This window comes from Sulfurimonas sp. NW15 (genome assembly GCF_051132285.1).
Taxonomy (GTDB): domain Bacteria; phylum Campylobacterota; class Campylobacteria; order Campylobacterales; family Sulfurimonadaceae; genus Sulfurimonas; species Sulfurimonas hydrogeniphila.
In genome coordinates this window covers 1-23,950 of the sequence record NZ_CP093237.1, presented here as the reverse complement: position 1 = coordinate 23,950, position 23,950 = coordinate 1, and the positions used below count along the sequence as shown (strand labels likewise).

The following is a 23,950-nucleotide window of genomic DNA, read 5'->3' as shown; positions in this document are numbered from 1 at the left end:
TATACTTCCATTTCAAATTTAAACAGAAAGTGGGTGATGTGATATGCCTGGTATTGTACTACGTCCGGATGACAACTTTGATGCTGCTTACAGACGTTTCAAAAAACAAGTTGACCGTAACTTAATCGTTACAGAAGCTCGTGCTCGCCGTTTCCATGAAACAGAGACTGAAAAACGTAAAAAGTTCAAAATTGCTTCTCGTAAGAAAATGCTTAAACGTCTTTATATGATGAGACGTTACGAATCACGCCTGTAAACGCTTCTCCTTTGGGAGAACGTTTCTTCTTCTCTTAATCCTTTAATTTATTTTTCCATACATTTCATTATGAAAATTAAGTGCATACCTGTCACTCATGCTTGCAATATAATCTGCAATAACCCTGTGTTTGCTTCTTATATCCAACTGCTTATAATAAAACTGCGGAAGCATTTTCTCTTCTTCCATCAAACCTTTATAGAGTCCTTTGACTGCCTGTTTCCCGGCATACATTTTTCGAACTATATTTTTATGCTGATACATCTTGACAAAAAGAAGTTTCTTCAGTTTTTTTATTTTTGTTTCAAGCTCTTTTTCAAAACCTATAGGCGTTTCTTCACAATGCGCAACTTTTTGCTTTGAGTATTCAAGGAGAGAATAGACCAGATGGTTTATAAGATGTGAACTGAATCTGTAGCGGAACATTTCATCATTCTCTTCTCCTACACCTTCCAAAGCAACCTTTTCAAGAATTTCACAGGCAAGTTCACTCTCTTTGAGATCCTCAAAAGTAAGCAGTCCGGAGTTCACCCCGTCATCTATGTCATGGCTCATATACGCAATTTCATCGGCACGGTCTACAACCATAGCCTCATAGGTAGGATGTTTGTTTAAATCAAACTGTTTGTCTATTATCTCTGGAAGAAATGGCTTTTTGTAGGGATAAGAGTGCTTCAAAATTCCTTCAAGTGTTGCAAAAGTAAGATTGAGTCCGTCAAAATTTTTATACCGTTTTTCAAGTTTGGTCACAACCCGAAATGATTGAAAATTATGCTCAAATCCGTTAGAAAATCCGTCAGCCTTCAAGCACTCATCCAGAGTATCTCCCCCTACATGTCCAAAAGGCGTATGTCCGAGATCATGTGCAAGAGCAATTGATTCAGAGAGTGATTCATTAAGTTCAAGCTGTGATGCTATGGAACGTGCAATCTGAGATACTTCTATAGAGTGTGTTAAACGTGTGCGAAAAAAATCACCCTCGTGGTTTAGAAAAACCTGTGTTTTATACTCAAGTTTTCTAAATGATCCAGAGTGAATGATTCTGTCTCTGTCACGGGCATAAGGATTGCGAAAATCTTTTTCTATTTTATAAAATCGTTCATAAGGTTTCAATATTGTTCTTCTCAGGCTTTTTTAATAAATTCGGTTTTTAGATAGATTTTTGTTCCGTTGACCCGACCTTCAACATGGTCATCCATATCATGCGGCAATGCAATTCTTGTCACAGTTGTTCCGCGTTTTGCAGTAAATCCCGCACCCTTGACATCTAAATCTTTTAATATAACGATGGAGTCACCAGCCTTGAGTTCAACGCCGTTTGCATCTCGAAAAACTACCCTGTTTGCTTCTGCATTAATAGCCGCATCTGCAAGTTTTTTCTCTTCTTCTTCAAGATACATCATATCTGTCATATCAGCACGACCAAGCCTGTTCCATAATATATACGAAAGTACTTTTACAGCCGGCACTTCACTCCACATAGCATCATTGAGACAGTTAAAATGTGTTTCATCAAGTTCATCATTTTCTATCTGCTCTTTACATGTAACACAAACATAAACGCTTTGTTCTTCACTGCCATCACTTACAGGCAGTTCTAAAAGAGTCACATCTTCACTGCTGGCACATAATTCACATACTTCACTTCTTGGCATATTTTATTCCTTCATTGTTTTTTTGGAATTATACTACTTTTCTTTATGAAACTCTAAATCTGAATCAGATACTTTTTTCTCATTCACAACTTTGTTAAATGCTTTATCTGCCTCTTTTTCACTATAGTCTCGGCACTCTTGCGGAATTGTGGCAGTGGGATCACCTTGAATTTTGTCACACATGGCCGCTGTTATAGTAATATTGGAACATCCTGTCAAAAAAAGTATTGTAAGCATTGAAATCTTAATCATAAAAAATCCTATTTTTTCTTGATAATCAAATCAAGATATTTTTTTGGAGTGACTTTCATCATCTCCTGAGCCAGCCAGCGTATTTGAAAATAGGCAGCACCGCTGTCGCGTAATGTAAGATAGTTTTTCAAACTTCTGAGATTAAATGTCACTACCATGTCAACTTTGACATTATCTGTAATGATGTGTTTAAAAGCATCGCCTACATTTCTCTTCTTTTTTCCGGTCTGCAGAGCATCATAAAGTTTTTGGGGCTTGCCTTGAAATTCTTTCAAAAGAGGAAGAGAACTTTTTGCAACAGCAAGTTCATAAAAATTGTCTACTTTTTTTGACTGAAAATCAAGCTTATCATACATTGCGCTGATTTCAAGTCTGTTATAGGCTTCATCGGCAGTGACAAACATATCAAAACCCAAAACCTTTTCTATAAAAAATTCTTTCTCTCCTGAGTGTTTTGCAGCAACAAAAGCATTGATAAGCGAGCTCATTGTATATCGTGTACTTCTTACACTGATTGCCTGTATGCGGTGTCTTGCATGTTCTTGTAAAACCCCTCTGCTTGTTGAGCGAATAAGATAACTCAAATTGGCATGTTCCAAAATAGAGTGGTGAAAATAGGTCCATGCCAAATCATCAAGCAGCTGTGACTCTTCTATATTGTTCAAAGATTCACACATTTTCGTATCAGGAAGCACCTTTTCAATTTCTTGAACAATCTCATTTTCACTGTTGCCAAAACTGTCATAACAGGTACGCGCAGCTGTTTCTGCTACGCCAATACCGGTATCTTGCAGCAAAACAACTTCTGGCTTCGTATACTTTATGCCATACATCTCTTCCATGATTATGCCCTCAATTAAATTACTACTATTCTACTATAAAAAGCTTTAAAAAGCTACTTGAGCACCCCGTCAAGTATCGGAACAAAATCACACTCTTCAAGCTCTTCTTCTTCAATATACTCCCCGTTTTTTATAAAACGGGTAATAACCTGTTTGTTTCCTTTTTGCAAAGGGGCAACAAGAATTCCCCCCTCAGCCAACTGTTCAAAAAGTTTTTTTGGAATCTCTTTCGCTGTTGCAGAAAAAAGAATTCTGTCATAAGGCGCATACTGAATCCAGCCGTTTTGTCCGTCATCTGTACGGGCATGGACATTATTTATACCAAGTTCTCGAAACCTTTTTTTTGCTTCAAGTATCAAAGATTCTATGCGCTCTATGGTAAAAACCCCGCGAAACAGATGGGAAAGAACGGCTGCCTGATATCCACTTCCGCAGCCTATTTCCAAAACCCTGTCTGCTCCACGCGGAAAAAGGTATTCCGTCATTTTTGCAACAGTCAAAGGAGAACTGATATACTGATTAGCCCCTATAGGCAAAGCATCGAGTTTATAGGCATTGTGTCTAAATCCTGCCGGCACAAATGCTTCTCTGTTTGTAGCAGCAATCGCTTTTTTTACTTCTTCACTTAAAGGAAACTGTGTACTACACTCTTCTGCCAGACGGGCTGTTTTTGTCGCTGTTATTCTGTCCAAGTTATTCTATCCCCACATCCATATATCTTCTCATTAGTTTTATCTCTTTTTTCCTGTACTGCATTTTCAAACAAGACTTGTTTGTGTTTCTGAAGGCTTCACCCTGCGGGGTGATAATACCGCTCATTGCTGTGCACTCTTTATTTGCACTGTCACTTGCCACAACATAGCACTGATTCATCAAGGCCAGTGCCTGTGTCAAAATTTTAAAATGCTCTGTACGCAACTCTCCCCACCATGAAGGCACGGCAATAACATCGGCCCCTTCTGATTTTTGCCAAAGTTCTTTAAAACGCAGTTCAAAACAAACAAACACGGCTAACTTAATACCGGCAACTTCCACTATTTTAAAATCTTCTTCACTGCCTGCATGCATGTATTTGTCTTCATCACCAAATTTAAAAAGTTTGGCTTTTGCTCTTTGAAACACCACTTCTCCGTTATAAAAAACTTTGGCAAAGTTATAGACTTTCCCCTCTTTTTCTTCTAACATTGTCAAAACAATGATTTTGTCATGAGAAACTTTTTTCAGTGCCTCAGTAGCCCGTGGCGCAAAAGCAAGCATTGCATCCATACGCTCATAATCATAAGAAGTCAAACACACTTCAGGTGCAACTATAATGGTATTTTTTTCTGTTTGTGTAATAAGTGCCAAAAGTGTCTGTAAATTATTTTCATAACTCTGTGTTGTTTCAAACAAGAGAGAACAAAGAGTGTAGTCTAGCATTAATCAATTCTTCTTTTTAGCAATATACTTATCATTTAAAAAATTTATAGTTTTTTGTTGTAATTTTATCATAAAAGCAATTATAACATATTTGTATCACACGCAAGTTTGTAGGGGTATTAAAACCTGTATGTGACAGGAACTTAGAAAGATATAATTGTATCACACGCAAGTTTGTAGGGGTATTAAAACCTTGCGGCTATGATGTTGTTCCTGAGTCAAATTGTATCACACGCAAGTTTGTAGGGGTATTAAAACAGGCTCAGTTTCGCCGTACTGAATTAAAAAATTGTATCACACGCAAGTTTGTAGGGGTATTAAAACTAATAATAAGTAAGGTTGCAAAAGATGGATATTGTATCACACGCAAGTTTGTAGGGGTATTAAAACGATGACCTAACAACTTGGTTGGATAGCACAATTGTATCACACGCAAGTTTGTAGGGGTATTAAAACTGAAGAAACTGGATTAAAAAAATCTAATGTATTGTATCACACGCAAGTTTGTAGGGGTATTAAAACACAGCAGATGAAGTCAATCCAAGTACAGCTATTGTATCACACGCAAGTTTGTAGGGGTATTAAAACCATAATATAGAGGGTAAATTAGAAATACTTATTGTATCACACGCAAGTTTGTAGGGGTATTAAAACGTTTGTTATCTATTAAATGAATAATCACACATTGTATCACACGCAAGTTTGTAGGGGTATTAAAACTGCAGTCATAAGCTATATAAAAAAGTATTTATTGTATCACACGCAAGTTTGTAGGGGTATTAAAACAATTGATGTTTGACTGTTCCATAGCAGAAAGATTGTATCACACGCAAGTTTGTAGGGGTATTAAAACGTTTCGGCAATTAATCCTGCTTCACGTGAAAATTGTATCACACGCAAGTTTGTAGGGGTATTAAAACACTTGATACATATAGAAACAAATGTCTGAAATTGTATCACACGCAAGTTTGTAGGGGTATTAAAACTGAGTCTATCATCTTGTCGAATGATGTCTGATTGTATCACACGCAAGTTTGTAGGGGTATTAAAACATACTTTTGCTATTAATGCAATTTTGCAGTATTGTATCACACGCAAGTTTGTAGGGGTATTAAAACGAAAATCATTAGAGGCAAGTTGCAAGGAGAATTGTATCACACGCAAGTTTGTAGGGGTATTAAAACTAATAATAAGTAAAGAGGCAAAAGATGGATATTGTATCACACGCAAGTTTGTAGGGGTATTAAAACAAATGGGAGATACAAGAATATCTCACAGACATTGTATCACACGCAAGTTTGTAGGGGTATTAAAACAATGTCCTTGTTAAACACTTTCCAATCATCATTGTATCACACGCAAGTTTGTAGGGGTATTAAAACAACAGGACGAATTTTTAGCGCATTGTTTCAATTGTATCACACGCAAGTTTGTAGGGGTATTAAAACAAATGTGGAGTTAGTGTTGAGTTTCCAAGTATTGTATCACACGCAAGTTTGTAGGGGTATTAAAACAAAATCCTTCTCCTATGGATAGTGTAGAATATTGTATCACACGCAAGTTTGTAGGGGTATTAAAACTCATCACGGTAAAGTCATCAAAGCTCAAAAATTGTATCACACGCAAGTTTGTAGGGGTATTAAAACAGCAAGAAGGATTATGACCTTGAAAAAGTTATTGTATCACACGCAAGTTTGTAGGGGTATTAAAACAGGAAAAAATATTGATGAAAAAATCTATAAATTGTATCACACGCAAGTTTGTAGGGGTATTAAAACCGATCGGCTTAGCTCCTGCACGTATTGCACATTGTATCACACGCAAGTTTGTAGGGGTATTAAAACTGATGGTAACCTCTTTACCAAATACATTTTATTGTATCACACGCAAGTTTGTAGGGGTATTAAAACAATTGCAACGTGATCCAAAAAGTTGGTATGATTGTATCACACGCAAGTTTGTAGGGGTATTAAAACCCTGCCTGCATAAATAAGATAATCGTAAAAATTGTATCACACGCAAGTTTGTAGGGGTATTAAAACCATTGACGCTTCCGTCAGTATGGCATCCTAATTGTATCACACGCAAGTTTGTAGGGGTATTAAAACTGTTTTATTTAAATACTTCTCCGCGTAATAATTGTATCACACGCAAGTTTGTAGGGGTATTAAAACAGGAGATTATATGTGGACTTATGACAATGAATTGTATCACACGCAAGTTTGTAGGGGTATTAAAACTGCGGTATATATGGGGTTGTGGGAGGTCATATTGTATCACACGCAAGTTTGTAGGGGTATTAAAACAGCACATTCACACTTACTTTTATGCCGTAAATTGTATCACACGCAAGTTTGTAGGGGTATTAAAACTTAAAATCTTTGTCTGTTCTAAACTCAAAAATTGTATCACACGCAAGTTTGTAGGGGTATTAAAACTAATGTTCGTCTCTGTAACTCTCTGGCTTGATTGTATCACACGCAAGTTTGTAGGGGTATTAAAACCGATAAATATTTACAAAAACTTGCATTTTTTACACATTTTTTGCATTTTTTGATAATTTTAGATACAATGATTTTTGTTGTATGACACACAAGTTTAATAGGGGTATTAAACTAAGGCTACCAAATGGTGGCTGACTTTAGAGCATAGCTTCGGCTACGCTCCATTTTAAAAGAGTAACAATTGCTTTGGCTCATTCTTTTCTTCAATACTTTCCTCACCGATAATTATCTCCATACTTGAGAACTGCTTATCTGTAAACATCAATATACGAATGTTACCATGCTTTATATTTCTATCTACAAAATCTTTTATACGTTTTTTTCCGTACTTTGCAGAGTCAGAAGAAGCAAAAATCTTTCCATATACAGAATATTGTAACATCATGTATCCCTCTTTTTCCAACTCTTTGTGAAACCAATGATACCGTTTTTTATCTTTTTTACTTTTTGTCGGAAGATCAAACATTATCATCAGCCACATAACTCTAAAAGAACTCATTGCAAAATTTTTCTGTATTGATTTTTGGGAAAATAAGCATTTCTGTACTTTGCAACATCATAGATTTCTTATACTCTCGTACGAATAAGCCAATGGCTGTTATTACAGTTGAAACACCATTATTTATAATTAAATACTCTTTGTTTAAAATAGCAATCAAATCTCTTTTAATATTTGTGCTAAGATTATTGGCAGCATGATATTTTTTATTGAGTAATAATTTAACATATAAATCACATACAGGACGAAAGGGTTCCATCAGATCATCCACTAGAGCAAAAGCGTTATACTTGTTTTTATGCCAAATACCAAAAACCGGTAGCATACCACTCACACTTACATCTCTTGCAATACAAGCACGTATTATTGCATAAACATAATTAAGCATCACATTGACAATATCTTCACTGCCTTGTTCACGTCTAAAAGTTTGTATATTGAAAAGTGATTTCCAATACAGTCTCGCAGCCTGTGCCTCATCTTGATTTGCATCATACAAGGTCACTTTTTTTGCAAATTCTCTCAACTCATTAGCAGTGTCTAAAGACATAAAAGCAAGAACTTCTGCCTGGTTTGTCACTTTTGATATGATGATATTTTGCCAAGCTTTACTTTTAAATGTGATATCTAACGATACTTGAGCATGTGCTATTTCACTCATCGTAGAATGTTGATGATATGGAGTGAGAATAGCACAAGGCTGATAGGCTTCATCTATAAACAGTGTTGCAATATTTTCCTGCGCTAAAAGTTTCAAAGTTGCTCCCGTTATAGAGAACTGTGTATTATCAAAAAGAAGAAAATCTATATCACGCAGTGTAACTTTTACTTCACTTGCCTCATCATAAAAATATAAATGCATGTTTGCACTTTGAATTTTTATCTTACATGGTCGTGTGAGATGTAAAACCTTAAAACCCATTAATGACTCACTATGTTCTTTATCTCATCCAAGATTTTACTCTCAGCATTTCCTATAACCTGATATGATTTTATATTCCCCAATATATCAAGATGCAATTTCATAATTCCTTTTGCTTTATTGATAGAAATTTGTTTATGACTATTTGCTTTACCATTAAACATTGTTAAAAAAGATTCTGGTTGTGCTTGTATATTTGCTGGATATTTTGGATTTGAAAAAGCTGCCTTTTTTTTCTCTTCTAAAAAACTAACTATTTTGCCACCTTTAAAAACTTTATCATTATAAACAAAAAAAACAATATCATTTTTATACACCTTAAAACTTCCGTCATTAATTTTTTGTATCTTTTCTAAATTTGCTACATCAATGCGATCATATTCTAATTTTTCATCCTTTTTATAGGCTCTAAAACCTATAAAAGTTTTTTCCTTTGTTGCAAGCCCGCCACGTACATCAAAACCGGTAAGATTTGTCTGATAAAACTTCACTTTACGAATAACATTTCCATTATTATCCACTAAAGCTTTATGTATAAGTAACTCAAGTTTTGTTTTTGCTTCACTCATCTGCTCTTTATTTTTAACATCCAAAAATTCAAAACTCCAAAGCAACTCTTTGATTTCTTCGGCTCTTTGTTCTATTATCTTACAAATAATATCATGCGGATTTGTTTTAAAAATATACATCTTTTGTAGTATATCTTTATGAAATTTTTTCATAAACTCTTCCGGTGATGTCATTGGTGTGACTTTAAGCCCTATAAATTTTGCAATAATATTTTCCCTGACGGTATAAATACCATTACCTTTTTTTGCATAAATAGTATCTTTATGTACTTTTGAACTCATTGGTTTTTTTGAAACCCAAAAATTAACTGTTTTTACTTTTCCCCAAATATCCCTGTAAAAGATAGAATCTTCTCCAAAACTGTTGTATTGCTCTTCTATCTCCTTCACCAAATCTTTTATCTCTAAACCATCTATATAGGGCAGTGCTTTTTTAATACTCTTACGTGCTTCATCATCAATGCGTCCAAAATTTTCTCTAAAAGTATTTGAGAGTTTTTGTAACCAAGAATGATTTGTTACTCCAAGTAAAATAGCATCTATTGCATGATGTATATTTGTCTCTCTGTTTTTTATCTTTACACCTAATACTTTTCGAATATTTGCAGTCGCTCTCCCTTGTAAATGTCTTACAGCAGAACCATCTTTTAATTTTTCTACATCTTGAAAGGGATAATAACGCTTCAAAATTTGTGCCGTCAAAGCTTCAATATAGCTTGTTGCTCGTAGAGATTTCGATTCAAAAGTATCTTTATATATTTCATCAAGATTGTTGGCTAAAAGATTTTTTCTTTTTTTCCAATTAATCTTATGTTCACGAAAAAGATGTTCTACTCTGTTTTTATATGCTTCCTTATCTGCGATATAACTCATTGGGAGTTGATTAGATTTTTGAAGATTTTCATCACGATGCACCAATACAAAATTATGCTTAACACTGAGACCACCCAAACTTCTCGGAACTATGTGATCAATATCTACACTGTTAGAAAAAATATCTGTTATTCCTATGCTTTTACCGCTATAAATATCGAATCGCTCCTGCTCCTCCCACATTAATATTTTACGAGCATATTTATGAAGATTTTTTCCGTAGCTTTGCGCTATCTTTTGATACTCGATGTTTTCTACTATCTGTTCTATCTCTTTTTCAAATGCTCTGTTGGCTTTTTCTATCTCTTTTTTAGCTTTTTCATTCAAACTCAATTCTCTCGTACTTTCTACTTTTATCTCATCGAAAGCTCCATATTTTGCATGAAGATATTTGACAACACGCAGAGCTGCACTGACAGCATATTTGACAGGATGATTATTTATTTCTAAATCATCATCTTTTTCATAACTTGTGATATGAAGATATTTTATTCCTTTTTTATACTCAGTATAATCTTCTTGCCTTTGGAGTCCAAGCTTTTGCTTAATCTCATCTAATGTTAGCCCTTCTTCAAAATAAGGAAGCAGTTGCAGCATAGTAAAAGAAGAAATATTTAAAGAATTTCCTTTTTTATTGCGAATCAGTTCAATAATTACCTGTTCATTGCTAATTTTACTTTTTAGTTGTTCATAAATTAACTTAGGAGACTTTTCATAATGCAGTACATCAAATATCTCACGCATCAGTACATAACTCTCATCGCTGGAAAAAATATCTTTTACAAAACTTTTATCTATTTTAGAGAGAGTATCTACAAAATGAAATTTTATTATACTGTTTTCCTGCGTTTTCCCTTTACTCAGATAGCTATCATTTTTATTAAAAATTTTTACATTATCATCTAATTTTAAAATCTTACGAATATCTTTATATTTAATATCTTTGACACTCTTTGCATTTTTCACTTTATCTAAAAAATCCTGGGCAACAAGAGTAATCTGTTCTTTGGTAATTTTTATCTCTTCTTTGTTAAATGTAATGTTTGCAACTGCTTGATACATCTTAAAAATATCACTTAGTAAAGAATACTGATGTGCCACATAATATTCTGGATAGTATTCACATTTTCCAAACAACGACAGATCATTTGTTGATTCTTTTTGGTCATCTATAACAGCTACAACATCATTTACAAAAGCATCACTATCCAAATTATCAAATGCACCAAAAGCATCCTGAACTTTAATAATTTTTCTTATTTCATCGTTTATATACTCACGGCGTATCATATAATTATAATTGTCATGATTGCGAAATATAGGATTCTCTTTTTTATTCTCTAACTCATAAATAATTTGCGCTACTGTTTTTTGTAAATATTTCTCACGCAGTGCTTCAATATTTTTTAATGCCTGTTTTATTTGCCCTCGCTCATCATCTTTTTTTGATTTGCTAACCTCTATTTCTATACCCAAAGAATCACATAACTCTTCAAGTAAATCCCCGCTGTCAAGTGACTTATACCCTCGATGTTTTGCTATATGATATAAAATAGTAAAAATTTCACCAATACTCAACTTTTTTTCAAATACTGTTTTCCCACGTAGTTCCCATTTGTCTTTATAGATATTATTTTTTTCTTGTTCTAATAATTCTTGTTTGTTTCCAAGATGGTATTTTTCAAAAAGAGAAGCTAACTTTTGTTTTCGTTGTTTTCTAAGTTTATGGAGTTTTTTTACACTGAGTGCTTGAGAATGCAGAAGTTTTTTTGAATTACCATCTTTATCAGTTGGTTTATCAAACATGCTAACCCCATAATCTATAAGGGAATACTTATCTGTTTCATGTTCTTTTATAACTGAGTAGCCAACAGATGTAATTCCTAAATCAAGAGAGAGTATTTGTTTCATTTTTTATGTCCATTTAAAGTGAATGGACATATTTTATCATAATTTAACTAGAAGTCATCATCAAACGAAAGACTGCCTTTTGAGTAGTTTGTTACAGTGCCTTCAAAGAAGTTTGTTTTCTGGTCATTGAACTTTGCAAAGTCATCTACCCATTTAATAGGGTTGGAGACATTGTACAGCTTGTCAAAACCGACAGAGTTTAATCTGTCATCGGCGAGATACTGAATATACTGCTCAACAATCCCATCTGTCAAACCTAAAATCTGTCCCTGCGTGATATATTTTCCCCACTCGGTCTCAAGCTTGACAGCCTCTTTAAACATCTCAATTACATCGGCTCTGAGTTCATCAGTAAAAAGATCCGGTCGCTCTTTTCTTAAGGTATTGATTAAATTTTGAAACAGTACCAGGTGTGTCACTTCATCACGCTGAATGAAACGAATCATCTGTGCGGAACCGAGCATTTTTCCCGAACGTGCCAGTGTATAGATGTAGGTAAAACCACTGTAAAAATAGATGCCTTCAAGTATCTGATTTGCAAAACATGCTTTGACAAAATTTGTATCTGTCGGATTTTTTGCCAGCTCCTGATAGACTGCGGCAATCGTATCATTTTTGTGTTTAAGCATCATATCTCTGCGCCACAGATCATATATCTCTTCCGAGTTTGTAGAGATGCTGTCAACCATCACAGCATAACTTTGTGAGTGCAAAGCCTCTTCAAAAGACTGGCGCACCAAAATAAGATTTATCTCAGGGGCAGTCACATAAGGATTTACGTTATCTATTAAATTGTTTGTTTGGAGTGAATCCATAAAAATAAGTTGCGAAAGCGCTTTGTCATAAGCCGTTTTTTCAGCATCCGTGAGTTGTTTGTAATCATTGACATCCCGTGTCATATCAACTTCTTTTGGAAACCATGTGTTGTTGAGCATCATCTCCCACAGATTATATGCCCATTGGTATTTAATGTTGTTGAGTTCAAAAATACCTGTCGGATTTCCGCCAAAGACTTTTCTGTCATTAACATTTTCAGTTGAGTCAGGGTTATATATCTGTTTTCTGTTCATGGAATTCCCTTGTAAGTGATTATTTGAGTGTATGATTATATCCATCTGTAGATAAATTTTTGATAAGATATGAGAATGAATTTCAAACCATCTATTTTATTAAAAAACAGACATGTACAAACTGTCTATGCCAGCCTCTTTCGAAGGGTTCTTGTCAAAAATTTTGAGATAGAAACATTCACCCTCAGCGACGGAGATTTTCTCGAATGCTACTGGAAAAAAATTGATAATCATACAAAAATGTCTCCTGTTGTCATACTTTTTCACGGATTGGCAGGTTCTTATAAGTCTCCCTATATTCAAGGAACAGTAAAAGAACTCAAAGAAGCGGGATTCAGCAGTGTAGTCATGCATTTCAGAGGCTGTTCGGGCAAGCAGAATCTCAAACCAAGATCATACCACAGCGGTGATACACAGGATGCTTTTGAATTTATACAGGCTGTTTCAAAAAGATATCCCCAGGCAAAGATATTTGCAGTCGGATTTTCACTCGGTGCAAATATGCTCCTGAAACTTTTAGGAGAGAAACGCTCTACATGTAAACTTACTGCCGCTGTTGCTGTATCTGCACCGATGCTTTTAGACAAATGTGCCACACACATAAATAAAGGCTTTGCAAAATTTTATCAAAAGATTTTATTAAAAGATTTAAAAAGAGACTTGGAAAAGAAATATGAATCTTTTAATATGCAACAGATTATTTCTTTGCAGCAAAATGAGATAAAAAAATTAAAAAATTTTTGGGAATTTGACAATGTCTACACAGCCCCTGTTCATGGATTTTGCTCTGCACAGGAGTATTATACGAAATCCAGCAGCAGACAGTTTTTAAAATTCATATCAGTTCCAACACTTGTTATTCATGCGAAAGATGATCCCTTTATGCCTCCTGATATATTGCCAAAATATAATGAAATATCATCTGCTGTTGAATTGGAAGTCAGTGAATTTGGAGGACATGTGGGGTTTGTGTCAGGAAGTATTTTCCGCCCTCAATATTGGGCGGAAAAAAGAGTTGTCAGTTTTTTTAAAACATTTTTGCAGCAAGAGGTTCAAAAAGATATTTGAAGCTCTCTATTTTTATTTGCGTGCGTGACGTTTTCTTTCACTCTCTGTTAAAAATTTCTTACGGATACGAATATTTTTCGGAGTCACTTCCAAAAGTTCGTCATCTTCTATCCACTCTAATGCACGCTCTAAACTCATATCACGAGGCGGAACAAGTTTAATCGCCTCATCCGCACCGCTTGAACGGACATTTGACTGTGCTTTTCCTTTAATAGGGTTTACCACAAGGTCATTTGAACGTGAATGCTCACCGATAATCATACCCTCATACACTTCTGTCTGCACACCGATAAAAAGAACACCGCGGTCTTGAATACCAAAAAGCGAGAAAGCCAGTGTAGAACCGGATGTCATGGAAACAAGTGCACCGTACGAACGTGACTCAACTTCACCTGAGAACGGACGAAATTCCAAGAAAGAGTGATTCATTACACCCTCACCTTTTGTATCTGTCAAAAACTGCCCTCTAAAACCGATAAGTGCACGCGCAGGAATTTCAAACTCTATACGTTGGAAACCCTGTCCCATTGGCAGCATTGATTTCATTTCCGCTTTTCTTTTTCCCAAACGCTCAATAACCGTACCGCTTAAATCTTCCGGAACATCAATCACCAAATGCTCAAAAGGTTCACATTTCACACCGTTAATCTCTTTGGTAATAACTTCCGGACGCGAAATTGAAAATTCAAAGTTTTCGCGACGCATATTTTCGGCAAGTACTGTAATTTGAAGTTCACCACGGCCGGAAACTTTGAATTTACCCTCGCCGACAACTTCAAGACGCATGGCAACATTTGTATTCATCTCAAACTCAAGTCTTTCACGAAGCTTGTTTGATGTAACGTGTTTGCCTTCTTTACCGGCCAAAGGAGAATCATTTACAGCAAAAACAACAGTCAGTGTCGGCTCTTCGACATGCATAGGATCAAGTGCAACAGGATTTACAGGATCGGCAATCGTGTCTCCGACATCAACAGTTTCCATTCCTGCAAATGCAACAATATCTCCCGCTTCCGCCTCTTCGATTTCCATACGGTTCAGTCCGTGAAAACCTATAAGTTTGGAGATTTTTCCTTTGACCATTTCGCCGTCAGCTTTTGCAAGCATAACATTGTCACCTTTATGTACAGTACCGTTAAAGATACGGCTGATACCGATTTTACCGACATAGTTGTCATAATCAAGTGTAAATACCTGTGCCTGCAGAGGATTTTGTGCATCACCCTCCGGTTCAGGAATTTTATTGATGATTGTTTCAAAAATACACTCAAAATCACCATCAGGATCATCCATATCCATTTTTGCCATACCGTCACGGGCAGCAGCATAGATAATAGGAAAATCCTGCTGTTCGTCTGTTGCACCCATGTCTGCAAAAAGGTCAAACATTTCATCTACAACACGCTCAGGATCTGCTGAAGGTTTGTCGATTTTATTGATAACGACAATCGGCATTTTACCAAGTGCCAGCATTTTTTTCACAACAAATTTTGTCTGCGGCATAACACCTTCATAGGCATCAACAAGTACCAAAACACCATCTACCATTTTTAAAACACGTTCAACTTCCCCACCAAAATCGGCGTGGCCCGGAGTATCTATAATATTGATTTTATAATCTTTGTAACGAATAGCTGTATTTTTTGAAAGAATCGTAATACCACGCTCTTTTTCGATGTCATTGCTATCCATCGCTCTTTCATCATGTTGTTCGTGAGAACCGAATGTACCGGATTGCTCCAAGAGCCCATCAACCAGTGTAGTTTTACCGTGGTCAACGTGAGCGATAACGGCTATATTTCTAATTTTTTGCATTAGGGGTTTCCTTTATTTGGAAAATTTGCTGAAGAAAATTCTGCATTTCAGAGTACTTTCAGCTATTTTTCGCGAATTATACCCAAATAATTATTATATCCTTGTAAAATTAGTGATATACTTAGAGTATGATTAACTATCCGAAGAGTCTCGATACTATTTTTCACAAATTATACACACACAATATACTACCTGTCATTGTAGGCGGTTATATTCGCGATACACTTTTAGGAATTCCTTCAAATGATATTGATATTGAGCTCTACGGAGTCAGTTCTCTTGATAAAGTTGAAGAAATTTTACAGGAATTTGGAAAGGTGAACAGTGTTGGAAAGAGCTTTGGTGTCTGCAAGATATACTATAAAAATTTGGATTTGGATTTTTCTCTGCCAAGAGAAGATAACAAAATTGCTTCGGGACATCAGGGTTTTGCAATCAAAATCTATAAAAATCTGGATTTTAAAACAGCTGCACTCAGAAGGGATTTTACCATCAATGCCATAGGTTATGATGTTGTCGGTAAAAAAATATTAGATCCTTATCACGGCAGAGAAGATTTAGATAAAAAAATATTACGCTCTGTGGATAAACAAAAATTTAAAGAGGATCCTTTGCGGGTTCTTCGTGCCGTTGTCTTTGCATCCCGCTTCCGTATGAAGCTTGATAAAATTCTTATGCTTACATGTAAAGAGATGATAAAAGAAAAACTTCTTGAAGAACTTCCCAAAGAAAGAGTTTTTCAAGAATTACAAAAGCTTCTTCTAAAATCAGACAAACCCTCTCTCGGATTTAATCTTCTTAAAGAGTTAGGAGCATTTTCATTTTTTAGAGAACTTGCATTTCTAAACAGACAAGAGTATAAGGAAATTTTCAACTCTTTGGATATGTTAAAACAACTGTCAATAACAAATGATAAAGAGTTTGTTATACTTGCTTTGGCTGTTATAACATCGAAGTTTTCAACAATACAGACACAGACATTTTTACAGAGAGTAACAAATGAAAAAACACTAATCAAAAAAGTTTTGCAACTTCATACAATTGATTTTGATTTAGATGATTTTAATGATTATGATATATACAAACTTGCTCAAAAAACAGATATTGCATTTTATGCACACTACTTACATGTAACGCAGAAGAAAAAGAAAGATACAGAGTATTTACTCAAAAAAGCGAAAAAACTCAATGTACTTCACAAACCAATTCCTCCTCTCGTCAGTGGAAAAGATTTAATTGAACTGGGTCTGCAGCCATCAAAAGAATTTTCAAAAATACTTCAATCAACATATCAAGCACAGATTCAAAATATTTTTAACACTAAATCTGATGCTCTCATCTGGCTCCAAAAAAATCTACTTTCCTAAAATATTCATTTTGTTTTGTAGTTTTGAATATTGATTTATAGTGTTTATTGCTGATTTTAAAGTCTCAACGAGTTTTGAACTGTATATTTGTTTATTACGTGTGTCATAATCATTGATAAGTTCTTTATAAATTTCTAAAAATTTTTGAGCTGATTCGATAGTTTTCATATTAATATGTTTGTTCGTCAAAACAGCAATAAAAAGCTCAAAAGCTTTTTTCTTTTTTATATCCATATCATCGTTTTTAATAAAATATGCTTGTGTTTTTTCATCAAACGAAATAAGTTTTTTCATAACTTCATTTGCGCCTTCAACACTTAGTGCAAGATCTTTCATATTATTTTTTATATAAGAGCGCATTTCGGTAAGATTCATTTTTGCTATTTTTTCAACTAATTGCGAATTTGCCAATTTATCTTGATTTTTTTTACCAAACACAATCTACTCCTTATATTTTAGTTTACAACAGTTTCAATTTCTGAGAGATATTTTCCTTCCAGATAATCAATTTTCATCTCTTTGGCAACCGCGTAAACTTCTTTATCTTCTATATTTTTTATCCAGGTTTTTACACCTTTTTCATGAGCCATAACAGTAAAACCATCAATTATATTACGATTGTGAAATAGTTTTTCTTTATTTGAATAATAGGTATCAAATCGGACTACATCAATATTTAATTCTCTTAAATATAAAAAACTTGTATGCAGTGAACCTAATCTGTCTATGGCTATAAGGACACCAAAAGCTTTTAATGATTTTATTATACTATTATATCTGCTTATATAAGAATAATACTGCATTTCACTTAAAACAAACATTATTTTCTTGTCAGAATATTCTTTTAAAAGTTCTTTTGTTTTTGAAAGGAATTTGTCATTTCTCAATGATGTAGGCAAAACATTGATTGCGTAAATATTTTCTCTGTATTGGCAGTTTTTTAAAATTTCTTCTAAGACCATCAAATCAAAACTCACACCGAGTCCCAGTTTATTGATAACTTTTAAATATGTTTTTGGATGAATTATTTTTTTGTTTTGTCCTTTGAGTTTTATATAACATTCTCTAAAGACTGCATCATTTTTATTGTTGTAAACTGCCTGTGACATAATAAGAAGATTTTTATTTTCAATAGCATCAATGACCAATAATTCCAATTCATTTGGATTGATACTTTCTTCTTCTTTGTATTTCATATTTTTGTTTTTATTTTGAAGATCAAAAAGGTTTTCTATGAGGTAATTTAAATCTTTTGAATAACTCGTATCTGTCATGGCTCCTGATATTTTTATCTCTATATCATCCACATTCAAATCATTGGATTTTAAACATATAAGTTCTAGCAAAGTGATGTATCTGTCTTTTGCTCCATCAAGTCCTATGATAAAATCACCGCCTTTAATGTGACCAATAGGAAAATTTTCAATCCCTTCTTTTTTTAAATACTCTGTTATCCAATCAACAACATACTTTAAAACTTTATCCCCGTTTTTTAATCCGTAAAGAGTATTTATATCATTTAAATTATCTATACTGATAAGAATCAGCGTATACTCTTTTTTTTGTTTTATCTCTTTTTGCAAATATTGATACAGGTATTCTCTGCTGAATGTTTTTGTTACACTGTCTGTTATTTTTACATCAAATCCTTTGTATATAAGAAAAAAAATAAAGTAGATACTGACAAGTAAAAGTAAAACAGCTTCTATATAAAATGATATTTCAAGTGTAGTGTAATTACTGATAAGTGTATGAAAAATAAAGGCAAGTATAAGAGCAAAGATAGGTAAAGCCATTCTAAGTGCAAGCTTAAAACGGTATTCCCTCTCTTTTGTTTGGGACAATAACATTTATACGTCTAAATGCTTCACATCTTTTGCATGTGTTTCGATATAGTTACGACGAGGTTCAACTTCATCACCCATAAACAATGTAAATGCATCTGATGCAACAGTTGCATCTTCTATGGAAATTTGTAAAAGGACACGGTTTTCAGGTGTCATGGTTGTTTCCCATAACTGATCAGGATTCATTTCACCCAGACCTTTGTAGCGTTGGATATACGCACCTTTTCTTGCATAGTCTTTGATATTTTCCAATACTTCTATGATATCTTTGTCAAAATGAATATCCCATTCTGTTATCTTTTTATAAACAAAACTTGCTTCATTGAAATGCGGAGCAGAAAAAAGATCATCATTTATAAGAAGCTCTTCCATTCCTGTTTCTGTCTGTACAAAAAGATGAATTTCATTTGTTTCTTCATTAATGGTATAGGTTAAAATATTGTTGTTTATTGAAGTTAAAAATTTCTCTATTTCAACAAACATCTCTTTTGCAGGCAGGGCAATCAGGTCAGGGTTTTCAATAAAATGACGGATAAGTTTTACAAGAGCATAACGACGATTGAGTGCTTCAAGTGAAGAAGCATAATGATCAACCATTTTAAAATAGGCTATTAAATCATTATTTCCCACTCCGTCAACTTCCAAAGATTCTATACCGTTGCTGATAAGATATTCATTCATAGCAGCATCATCTTTAAAATAGATCTCTTTTTTGCCTTTTTTGTAACGATACAGTGGCGGTTGTGCAAGGTACAAATAGCCTTTATCAATAATGTCACGAAAATACCTGAAAAAGAAAGTAAGCAGAAGTGTCTGAATATGAGAACCGTCAACATCAGCATCTGTCATGATGATAATTTTATGGTAACGGAGTTTTTCTTCTTTATACTCTTCTCCGATTCCACAACCCATAGCCGTTATCATATTTGTAATTTCATCTGATTTTAAAATCTTGTCAAGCCGTGCTTTTTCAACATTTAGAATTTTACCTTTAAGTGGTAAAATTGCCTGAAAAACACGGTCACGCCCCATTTTTGCAGAACCGCCTGCAGAATCCCCTTCCACCAGATAGAGTTCGCAGATACTTGCATCTTTGCTTTGACAATCAGCCAACTTTCCTGGAAGGGTGCCAACACTCATAGAATCTTTTCTTCGTGTTAATTCTCTTGCTTTTTTGGCAGCTTCACGACCGCGTGCTGCCATTAAAGCTTTGCTGACAATGGCTTTGGCCTCTATAGGATTTTCTTCAAAATATTTGTTAAGAGCTTCACCTGTTGCTTTTTGAATAAGCGGACGTACATAGGTGTTTCCGAGTTTTCCTTTTGTCTGTCCTTCAAACTGAGGTTCCGGAACACGGACTGAAACAATTGTAATCAGTCCTTCTTTTACGTCATCTCCGGAAATTTTGACATCTTTTTCTTTTGCGGCACCGTTTTTGGCATTATAGTTTGATATGACACGTGTAAGTCCTGCACGAAAACCTGCTTCATGTGTTCCCCCGTTTGGCGTGCGGATATTGTTGACAAATGAGGCAAGTTTTTCTTCATAGGAGTCATTATACATCAGGGCAATGTCAAACTCTATATCTTCGGCTTTTCCGCTGAAACTGTAGACATTGGCAACAATTTCTTTTTTATTCATATCAGTCACATACTGGGCTATACCGCCTTCAAAATGATAGACTTCTTTTGTACCGTTTCTTTCATCATTGAATTTTATGGTGATAAAAGGATTCAGATAGGCAAGTTCTTTGAATCTTTTTGCCAGGTATTCGTATTCAAAGGTTATTGTTTCTGTAAAGATACTCGGATCTGCTGCAAATTCAATAGTTGTACCGGTTTTACGGGTTGTTCCTGTAACTTCAAGAGGTCCCTGGGGAATCCCCATTTTAAAATCCTGTTTATGGATTTTCCCGTCACGGTAAATTGTCATGTGTAAATCAGAAGAGAGGGCATTTACAACAGAAACACCGACTCCGTGCAGTCCTCCGGAAACTTTGTAGGTATCTTTGTCGAATTTACCTCCGGCATGCAGTACTGTTAAAACAACAGTAGCGGCGCTCATATTTTCGGTAGGGTGCATCTCTGTCGGAATTCCGCGACCGTTGTCACTGACTTTACATGTACCGTTTTTAGTGAGTGTTACTGTTATAGTGTCACAATACCCTGCCATTGCTTCATCAATAGAGTTATCAATAACTTCATAGACCAAGTGATGCAGACCGCGGTGTCCGGTATCTCCGATATACATACCGGGACGTTTACGAACAGCTTCCAAGCCTTTAAGAACTTTAATATTACTAGCGCCATATTCTTGTTGCATTTAATACTCCATTGCCGTTTTCGGCATAATTAAAGACATTTTATCTAAAATAATCTTATGATAAGTTTTATAGCTGTGCAGAGGAAGGGAGAACCTACAGTTTAAATAACTATAGGCATAACAACTGTAATAAAATTTTCATCTTTTAAAACAAAAGGAAGGTTTCCTTCATTGAGTCCGATTGTAAATTCTGAAGAGTTTATAGAATTTAAAAAATCAAGTAAATATTTTGAATTGATTGCTATTGAAAAAGGTTCATGAAAACCTGTGTTGTAACTAATTTCTGTTTTTGCTTCGATGTTGTCTTCGCTTAAACTTTCAAAACTGATGGTATCATTGAAAAAAGTGAGTTTTACATCTGTAGATATAGTTGTAATTTGTTTGATAGAATTAATCATAATGGCTTTAGGTAAAACCAGATTATAGTTTGTTTCTTTGGGAATGATTCTTGAATATTCAGGGAATTTTCCGTTAATGAGTTTTGTAAAAAAAGTATATTGTTCTGAATGGATAATAAGATTTGTTTCGTCGTAATAGAGCTCGATATTATCAAAAAAGAGTTTTTGGATTTCAACAATTGCTTTTTTGGGAATTATTATAGATAATTCGTTTTCACTTTGGTTGTTAAGAGTAACAACTGCCAATCTTCGTGTATCTGTGGCTGCAAAGTTAATAGAATCTTTTTTTATATCTATGAGAGCACCGTTAAGTTCAAATTTGGGATTGTTGGTATCTATGGCAGGTGTTATTTTTTTTAAAGATTCGATGAGTGTGTGTGATTCGATGGAAATTCTTGGTTTTCCTTCGTAAGAAGGAAATTCCGGAAACTCATTATATGAAAAAGTAGGCAGTTTGAAATTAGAGTGTCCCTGTGATATAAGAAGAGTGTCATTTTTTGCTTCCAAATTAATATCATTATCTTTTAATATTCTGACAATATCGAGAAATTTTTTACCGTTAGCGGTAATACTGCCTTCGTTTTCAATTTTTAGATTATCAGTTGATACTAAAAAACCTATTTCATAATCAGTTGCCTTCAGTGTTAGTTTTGAGCCGGAAACATTTATATAGACATGTGAAGTTATCTGTGATGTATCTTTTTTTTCCAAAAAAGGTGCAGCATGAATGAGTATATTTTCCAATATAGATTTTGAGATGGTAATTTTCATTTTTTAAATCCCTATATATTTATATAATTTTAGTAAGTAGTAGTAGTATGGAGTGAATATGTGACAAATCAACTCAAACACCTACAGGCTTACTTTTTGAGATGTGAATACACCTTAAGGCTTCTTTCACATCTATTCACTTTTACAATTATATCTTTTTTTTTAATGCTTTTAAAATAAAATCAGGAGATAGATGTTATTTTGTTTGTAAGTTCATCAATTTTTACTTTAAAATCTTCATCATCTTTAAGCAGATTGTTTATTTTTTTAATGGTATGGCTGATGGCGGTATGGTCTTTCATTCCAAAATACTGTGCAAGTTGAGGCATTGTGTTTTGTGTGAGTTCGCGGCAGATATATATGGCAATTCTACGGGCATATACAATATTTTTGCTTCTGCCTTTTGAACGTATTTCACTTGGTTTGATGTTGAGATCTTTGGCTACAACTTCGGTAATGGTTTCCATTGTAAGGTTTGCTCTGTTCTCGTTCATCTGGTCTTTGAGCACATTTTTTGTAAAATCCAGATCAATATCAACATGCATCAGTTGTGAATAGGCATGGAGTTTGGAAAGTATTCCTTCAATTTCTCTAACATTGCTGTCAATGACGGTTGCTATGTAGTTGACTATATCTTCGGAGAGTTTTACCTTGTTTATTTCACATTTTTTCTTGATGATGGCTATTTTTGTTTCTAATTCCGGTGGCTGTATATCGGCAACGAGTCCCCATTCAAATCTGCTTTGCAGACGCGCTTCAAGACCGCCGATTTTTTTAGGATGTTTGTCAGCCGTGAGAATAATTTGCTTTCCGGCACCTTTTAAAGCTTCAAAAGTGTGAAAAAATTCTTCTTGAATACCTTCTTTATTGCTTAAAAATTGAATATCATCAATAAGCAGTACATCACATTTACGGTATTTTTCCTGAAAACGTTCCATTGTTTTGTTCCGTACATGTCGGATAAAATCATTTAAAAATTGCTCAACTGTCGTATATATGACAATTTTTCCCTCATTTTGAAAAACATTGCCGGCTGCCTGCATGAGGTGGGTTTTTCCAAGACCGACACCACCGTAGATAAACAAAGGATTGTAAACTTTTCCTGCATTTTCGCTGACACTTTTTACAGCAGCATAGGCAAACTGGTTGGAACCTCCGACCATAAAGTTGTCAAAAGAGTGTGAAGGATTTAACAAAGAGCTGCTTTGTTTTACTTCTACGGCTTTTTTTGTCTTTCTTTTTTCTATACTGTTTTTAAGCGTTATTTCTACATTTACTTTGGAACCGTTTTTTACTTCAAAAAGATGTGCTATCTTTTCTCTGTATTTATTTTTAATCCAGTTGACAACCAGTGCATTGGGAGCATAAAATATAGCCAAATCAGCAGTAGATTTTTTTATATCATAAGAGAGATGTCTTATATATCTGTTATATTCGAGTTCACTTATTTCATCTTTGAGTGCCTGTAATACTTCTTGACCTATATTCACATAAAACCTTGTTTCTTTTTTTATATGTGAATAATACTTTTTTTATCCATAAAACAGGGTTAAATAGATGTGAATAGCCAAAATTCTCTTATGTGAATAT

At 34.4% G+C, this 23,950-nt stretch carries 19 protein-coding genes and 1 CRISPR repeat array; of the genes, 3 read left to right on the top strand and 16 right to left on the bottom strand.

Annotation, left to right across the window (positions count from 1 at the left end):
• The first annotated feature begins 43 nt into the window (after positions 1-43).
• A complete protein-coding gene (rpsU, locus tag MLC52_RS00095; RefSeq protein WP_151901446.1) occupies positions 44-256 on the top strand; it encodes a 30S ribosomal protein S21 in 213 nt (70 codons plus the stop codon).
• 42 nt (positions 257-298) lie between these two features.
• On the opposite strand, the gene MLC52_RS00090 is transcribed toward rpsU, so the two are convergent.
• The 10 genes from MLC52_RS00090 to MLC52_RS00045 form a co-directional block, all read right to left on the bottom strand.
• Positions 299-1,369: a deoxyguanosinetriphosphate triphosphohydrolase family protein gene (locus MLC52_RS00090; RefSeq protein WP_151901447.1), complete on the bottom strand. Its 1,071-nt coding sequence runs from the start codon at positions 1,367-1,369 to the stop codon at positions 299-301.
• 11 nt (positions 1,370-1,380) lie between these two features.
• Positions 1,381-1,911 carry a PhnA domain-containing protein gene (locus MLC52_RS00085; RefSeq protein WP_434580681.1) on the bottom strand — a complete coding sequence of 177 codons (531 nt, stop codon included), beginning with the start codon at positions 1,909-1,911 and terminating at the stop codon, positions 1,381-1,383.
• 33 nt (positions 1,912-1,944) lie between these two features.
• Positions 1,945-2,163: a hypothetical protein gene (locus MLC52_RS00080; protein ID WP_151901449.1), complete on the bottom strand. Its 219-nt coding sequence runs from the start codon at positions 2,161-2,163 to the stop codon at positions 1,945-1,947.
• Between the two features lie 8 nt (positions 2,164-2,171).
• Positions 2,172-3,005, bottom strand: coding sequence for an FAD-dependent thymidylate synthase (locus MLC52_RS00075; protein WP_151901450.1), 834 nt, complete (start codon positions 3,003-3,005; stop codon positions 2,172-2,174).
• A gap of 53 nt (positions 3,006-3,058) precedes the next feature.
• Entirely contained in the window at positions 3,059-3,697 is a 639-nt protein-coding gene (locus MLC52_RS00070) for a protein-L-isoaspartate(D-aspartate) O-methyltransferase (RefSeq protein ID WP_151901451.1), read from the bottom strand.
• Between the two features lies 1 nt (position 3,698).
• Positions 3,699-4,424 carry a carbon-nitrogen hydrolase family protein gene (locus MLC52_RS00065; protein WP_434580678.1) on the bottom strand — a complete coding sequence of 242 codons (726 nt, stop codon included), beginning with the start codon at positions 4,422-4,424 and terminating at the stop codon, positions 3,699-3,701.
• Positions 4,425-4,514: 90 nt separating this feature from the next.
• A CRISPR array of direct repeats spans positions 4,515-6,928; the repeat unit is 36 nt; unit sequence ATTGTATCACACGCAAGTTTGTAGGGGTATTAAAAC.
• Between the two features lie 166 nt (positions 6,929-7,094).
• Positions 7,095-7,427 (bottom strand): CRISPR-associated endonuclease Cas2, encoded by a 333-nt coding sequence (gene cas2, locus MLC52_RS00060; RefSeq protein WP_434580676.1) that lies wholly within the window; start codon positions 7,425-7,427, stop codon positions 7,095-7,097.
• Complete coding sequence (gene cas1 / locus MLC52_RS00055; protein WP_434580674.1) at positions 7,414-8,349, bottom strand: type II CRISPR-associated endonuclease Cas1; 936 nt, start codon at positions 8,347-8,349, stop codon at positions 7,414-7,416. The genes cas2 and cas1 overlap by 14 nt, the downstream gene beginning before the upstream one ends.
• Positions 8,349-11,702: a type II CRISPR RNA-guided endonuclease Cas9 gene (gene cas9, locus MLC52_RS00050; protein WP_434580672.1), complete on the bottom strand. Its 3,354-nt coding sequence runs from the start codon at positions 11,700-11,702 to the stop codon at positions 8,349-8,351. The genes cas1 and cas9 overlap by 1 nt, the downstream gene beginning before the upstream one ends.
• A gap of 47 nt (positions 11,703-11,749) precedes the next feature.
• Positions 11,750-12,772, bottom strand: a complete 1,023-nt coding sequence (locus MLC52_RS00045) for a ribonucleotide-diphosphate reductase subunit beta (protein ID WP_151901453.1) — start codon at positions 12,770-12,772, stop codon at positions 11,750-11,752.
• Between the two features lie 75 nt (positions 12,773-12,847).
• On the opposite strand from MLC52_RS00045, the gene MLC52_RS00040 reads away from it, so the two are divergent.
• Positions 12,848-13,840: a hydrolase gene (locus MLC52_RS00040; RefSeq protein ID WP_434580670.1), complete on the top strand. Its 993-nt coding sequence runs from the start codon at positions 12,848-12,850 to the stop codon at positions 13,838-13,840.
• Between the two features lie 12 nt (positions 13,841-13,852).
• Here the strand turns inward: MLC52_RS00040 and typA are convergent, their stop codons facing one another.
• Entirely contained in the window at positions 13,853-15,655 is a 1,803-nt protein-coding gene (typA, locus tag MLC52_RS00035; RefSeq protein ID WP_151901455.1) for a translational GTPase TypA, read from the bottom strand.
• Positions 15,656-15,783: 128 nt separating this feature from the next.
• On the opposite strand from typA, the gene MLC52_RS00030 reads away from it, so the two are divergent.
• Positions 15,784-17,022 carry a CCA tRNA nucleotidyltransferase gene (locus MLC52_RS00030; RefSeq protein ID WP_434580668.1) on the top strand — a complete coding sequence of 413 codons (1,239 nt, stop codon included), beginning with the start codon at positions 15,784-15,786 and terminating at the stop codon, positions 17,020-17,022.
• Here MLC52_RS00030 and MLC52_RS00025 read toward each other — a convergent pair.
• The 5 genes from MLC52_RS00025 to dnaA all read right to left on the bottom strand — a co-directional run bounded on the left by MLC52_RS00025 (position 17,011) and on the right by dnaA (position 23,850).
• A complete protein-coding gene (locus MLC52_RS00025) occupies positions 17,011-17,460 on the bottom strand; it encodes a hypothetical protein (protein ID WP_151901457.1) in 450 nt (149 codons plus the stop codon). The two genes, MLC52_RS00030 and MLC52_RS00025, sit on opposite strands and share 12 nt — an antisense overlap.
• 17 nt (positions 17,461-17,477) lie before the next feature.
• Positions 17,478-18,818: a bifunctional diguanylate cyclase/phosphodiesterase gene (locus MLC52_RS00020; protein ID WP_434580666.1), complete on the bottom strand. Its 1,341-nt coding sequence runs from the start codon at positions 18,816-18,818 to the stop codon at positions 17,478-17,480.
• 54 nt (positions 18,819-18,872) lie between these two features.
• Positions 18,873-21,191 carry a DNA topoisomerase (ATP-hydrolyzing) subunit B gene (gene gyrB, locus MLC52_RS00015; RefSeq protein WP_434580664.1) on the bottom strand — a complete coding sequence of 773 codons (2,319 nt, stop codon included), beginning with the start codon at positions 21,189-21,191 and terminating at the stop codon, positions 18,873-18,875.
• 101 nt (positions 21,192-21,292) lie between these two features.
• Positions 21,293-22,360, bottom strand: a complete 1,068-nt coding sequence (dnaN, locus tag MLC52_RS00010) for a DNA polymerase III subunit beta (RefSeq protein WP_434580662.1) — start codon at positions 22,358-22,360, stop codon at positions 21,293-21,295.
• A gap of 182 nt (positions 22,361-22,542) precedes the next feature.
• On the bottom strand, positions 22,543-23,850 hold the full coding sequence (gene dnaA / locus MLC52_RS00005; RefSeq protein ID WP_346389056.1) for a chromosomal replication initiator protein DnaA: 1,308 nt from the start codon (positions 23,848-23,850) through the stop codon (positions 22,543-22,545).
• Positions 23,851-23,950 lie beyond the last annotated feature (100 nt).

What these genes read in the sequence shown, in the direction of transcription:
- MLC52_RS00020 (WP_434580666.1), bottom strand. Translation starts at nt 18,818, where the DNA reads ATGGCTTTACCTATCTTTGCTCTTATACTTGCCTTTATTTTTCATACA.
- dnaN (WP_434580662.1), bottom strand. Translation starts at nt 22,360, where the DNA reads ATGAAAATTACCATCTCAAAATCTATATTGGAAAATATACTCATTCAT.
- typA (WP_151901455.1), bottom strand. Translation starts at nt 15,655, where the DNA reads ATGCAAAAAATTAGAAATATAGCCGTTATCGCTCACGTTGACCACGGT.
- cas9 (WP_434580672.1), bottom strand. Translation starts at nt 11,702, where the DNA reads ATGAAACAAATACTCTCTCTTGATTTAGGAATTACATCTGTTGGCTAC.
- MLC52_RS00040 (WP_434580670.1), top strand. Translation starts at nt 12,848, where the DNA reads ATGAATTTCAAACCATCTATTTTATTAAAAAACAGACATGTACAAACT.
- MLC52_RS00045 (WP_151901453.1), bottom strand. Translation starts at nt 12,772, where the DNA reads ATGAACAGAAAACAGATATATAACCCTGACTCAACTGAAAATGTTAAT.
- rpsU (WP_151901446.1), top strand. Translation starts at nt 44, where the DNA reads ATGCCTGGTATTGTACTACGTCCGGATGACAACTTTGATGCTGCTTAC.
- MLC52_RS00080 (WP_151901449.1), bottom strand. Translation starts at nt 2,163, where the DNA reads ATGATTAAGATTTCAATGCTTACAATACTTTTTTTGACAGGATGTTCC.
- gyrB (WP_434580664.1), bottom strand. Translation starts at nt 21,191, where the DNA reads ATGCAACAAGAATATGGCGCTAGTAATATTAAAGTTCTTAAAGGCTTG.
- MLC52_RS00065 (WP_434580678.1), bottom strand. Translation starts at nt 4,424, where the DNA reads ATGCTAGACTACACTCTTTGTTCTCTCTTGTTTGAAACAACACAGAGT.
- cas1 (WP_434580674.1), bottom strand. Translation starts at nt 8,349, where the DNA reads ATGGGTTTTAAGGTTTTACATCTCACACGACCATGTAAGATAAAAATT.
- MLC52_RS00075 (WP_151901450.1), bottom strand. Translation starts at nt 3,005, where the DNA reads ATGGAAGAGATGTATGGCATAAAGTATACGAAGCCAGAAGTTGTTTTG.
- MLC52_RS00085 (WP_434580681.1), bottom strand. Translation starts at nt 1,911, where the DNA reads ATGCCAAGAAGTGAAGTATGTGAATTATGTGCCAGCAGTGAAGATGTG.
- cas2 (WP_434580676.1), bottom strand. Translation starts at nt 7,427, where the DNA reads ATGAGTTCTTTTAGAGTTATGTGGCTGATGATAATGTTTGATCTTCCG.
- MLC52_RS00030 (WP_434580668.1), top strand. Translation starts at nt 15,784, where the DNA reads ATGATTAACTATCCGAAGAGTCTCGATACTATTTTTCACAAATTATAC.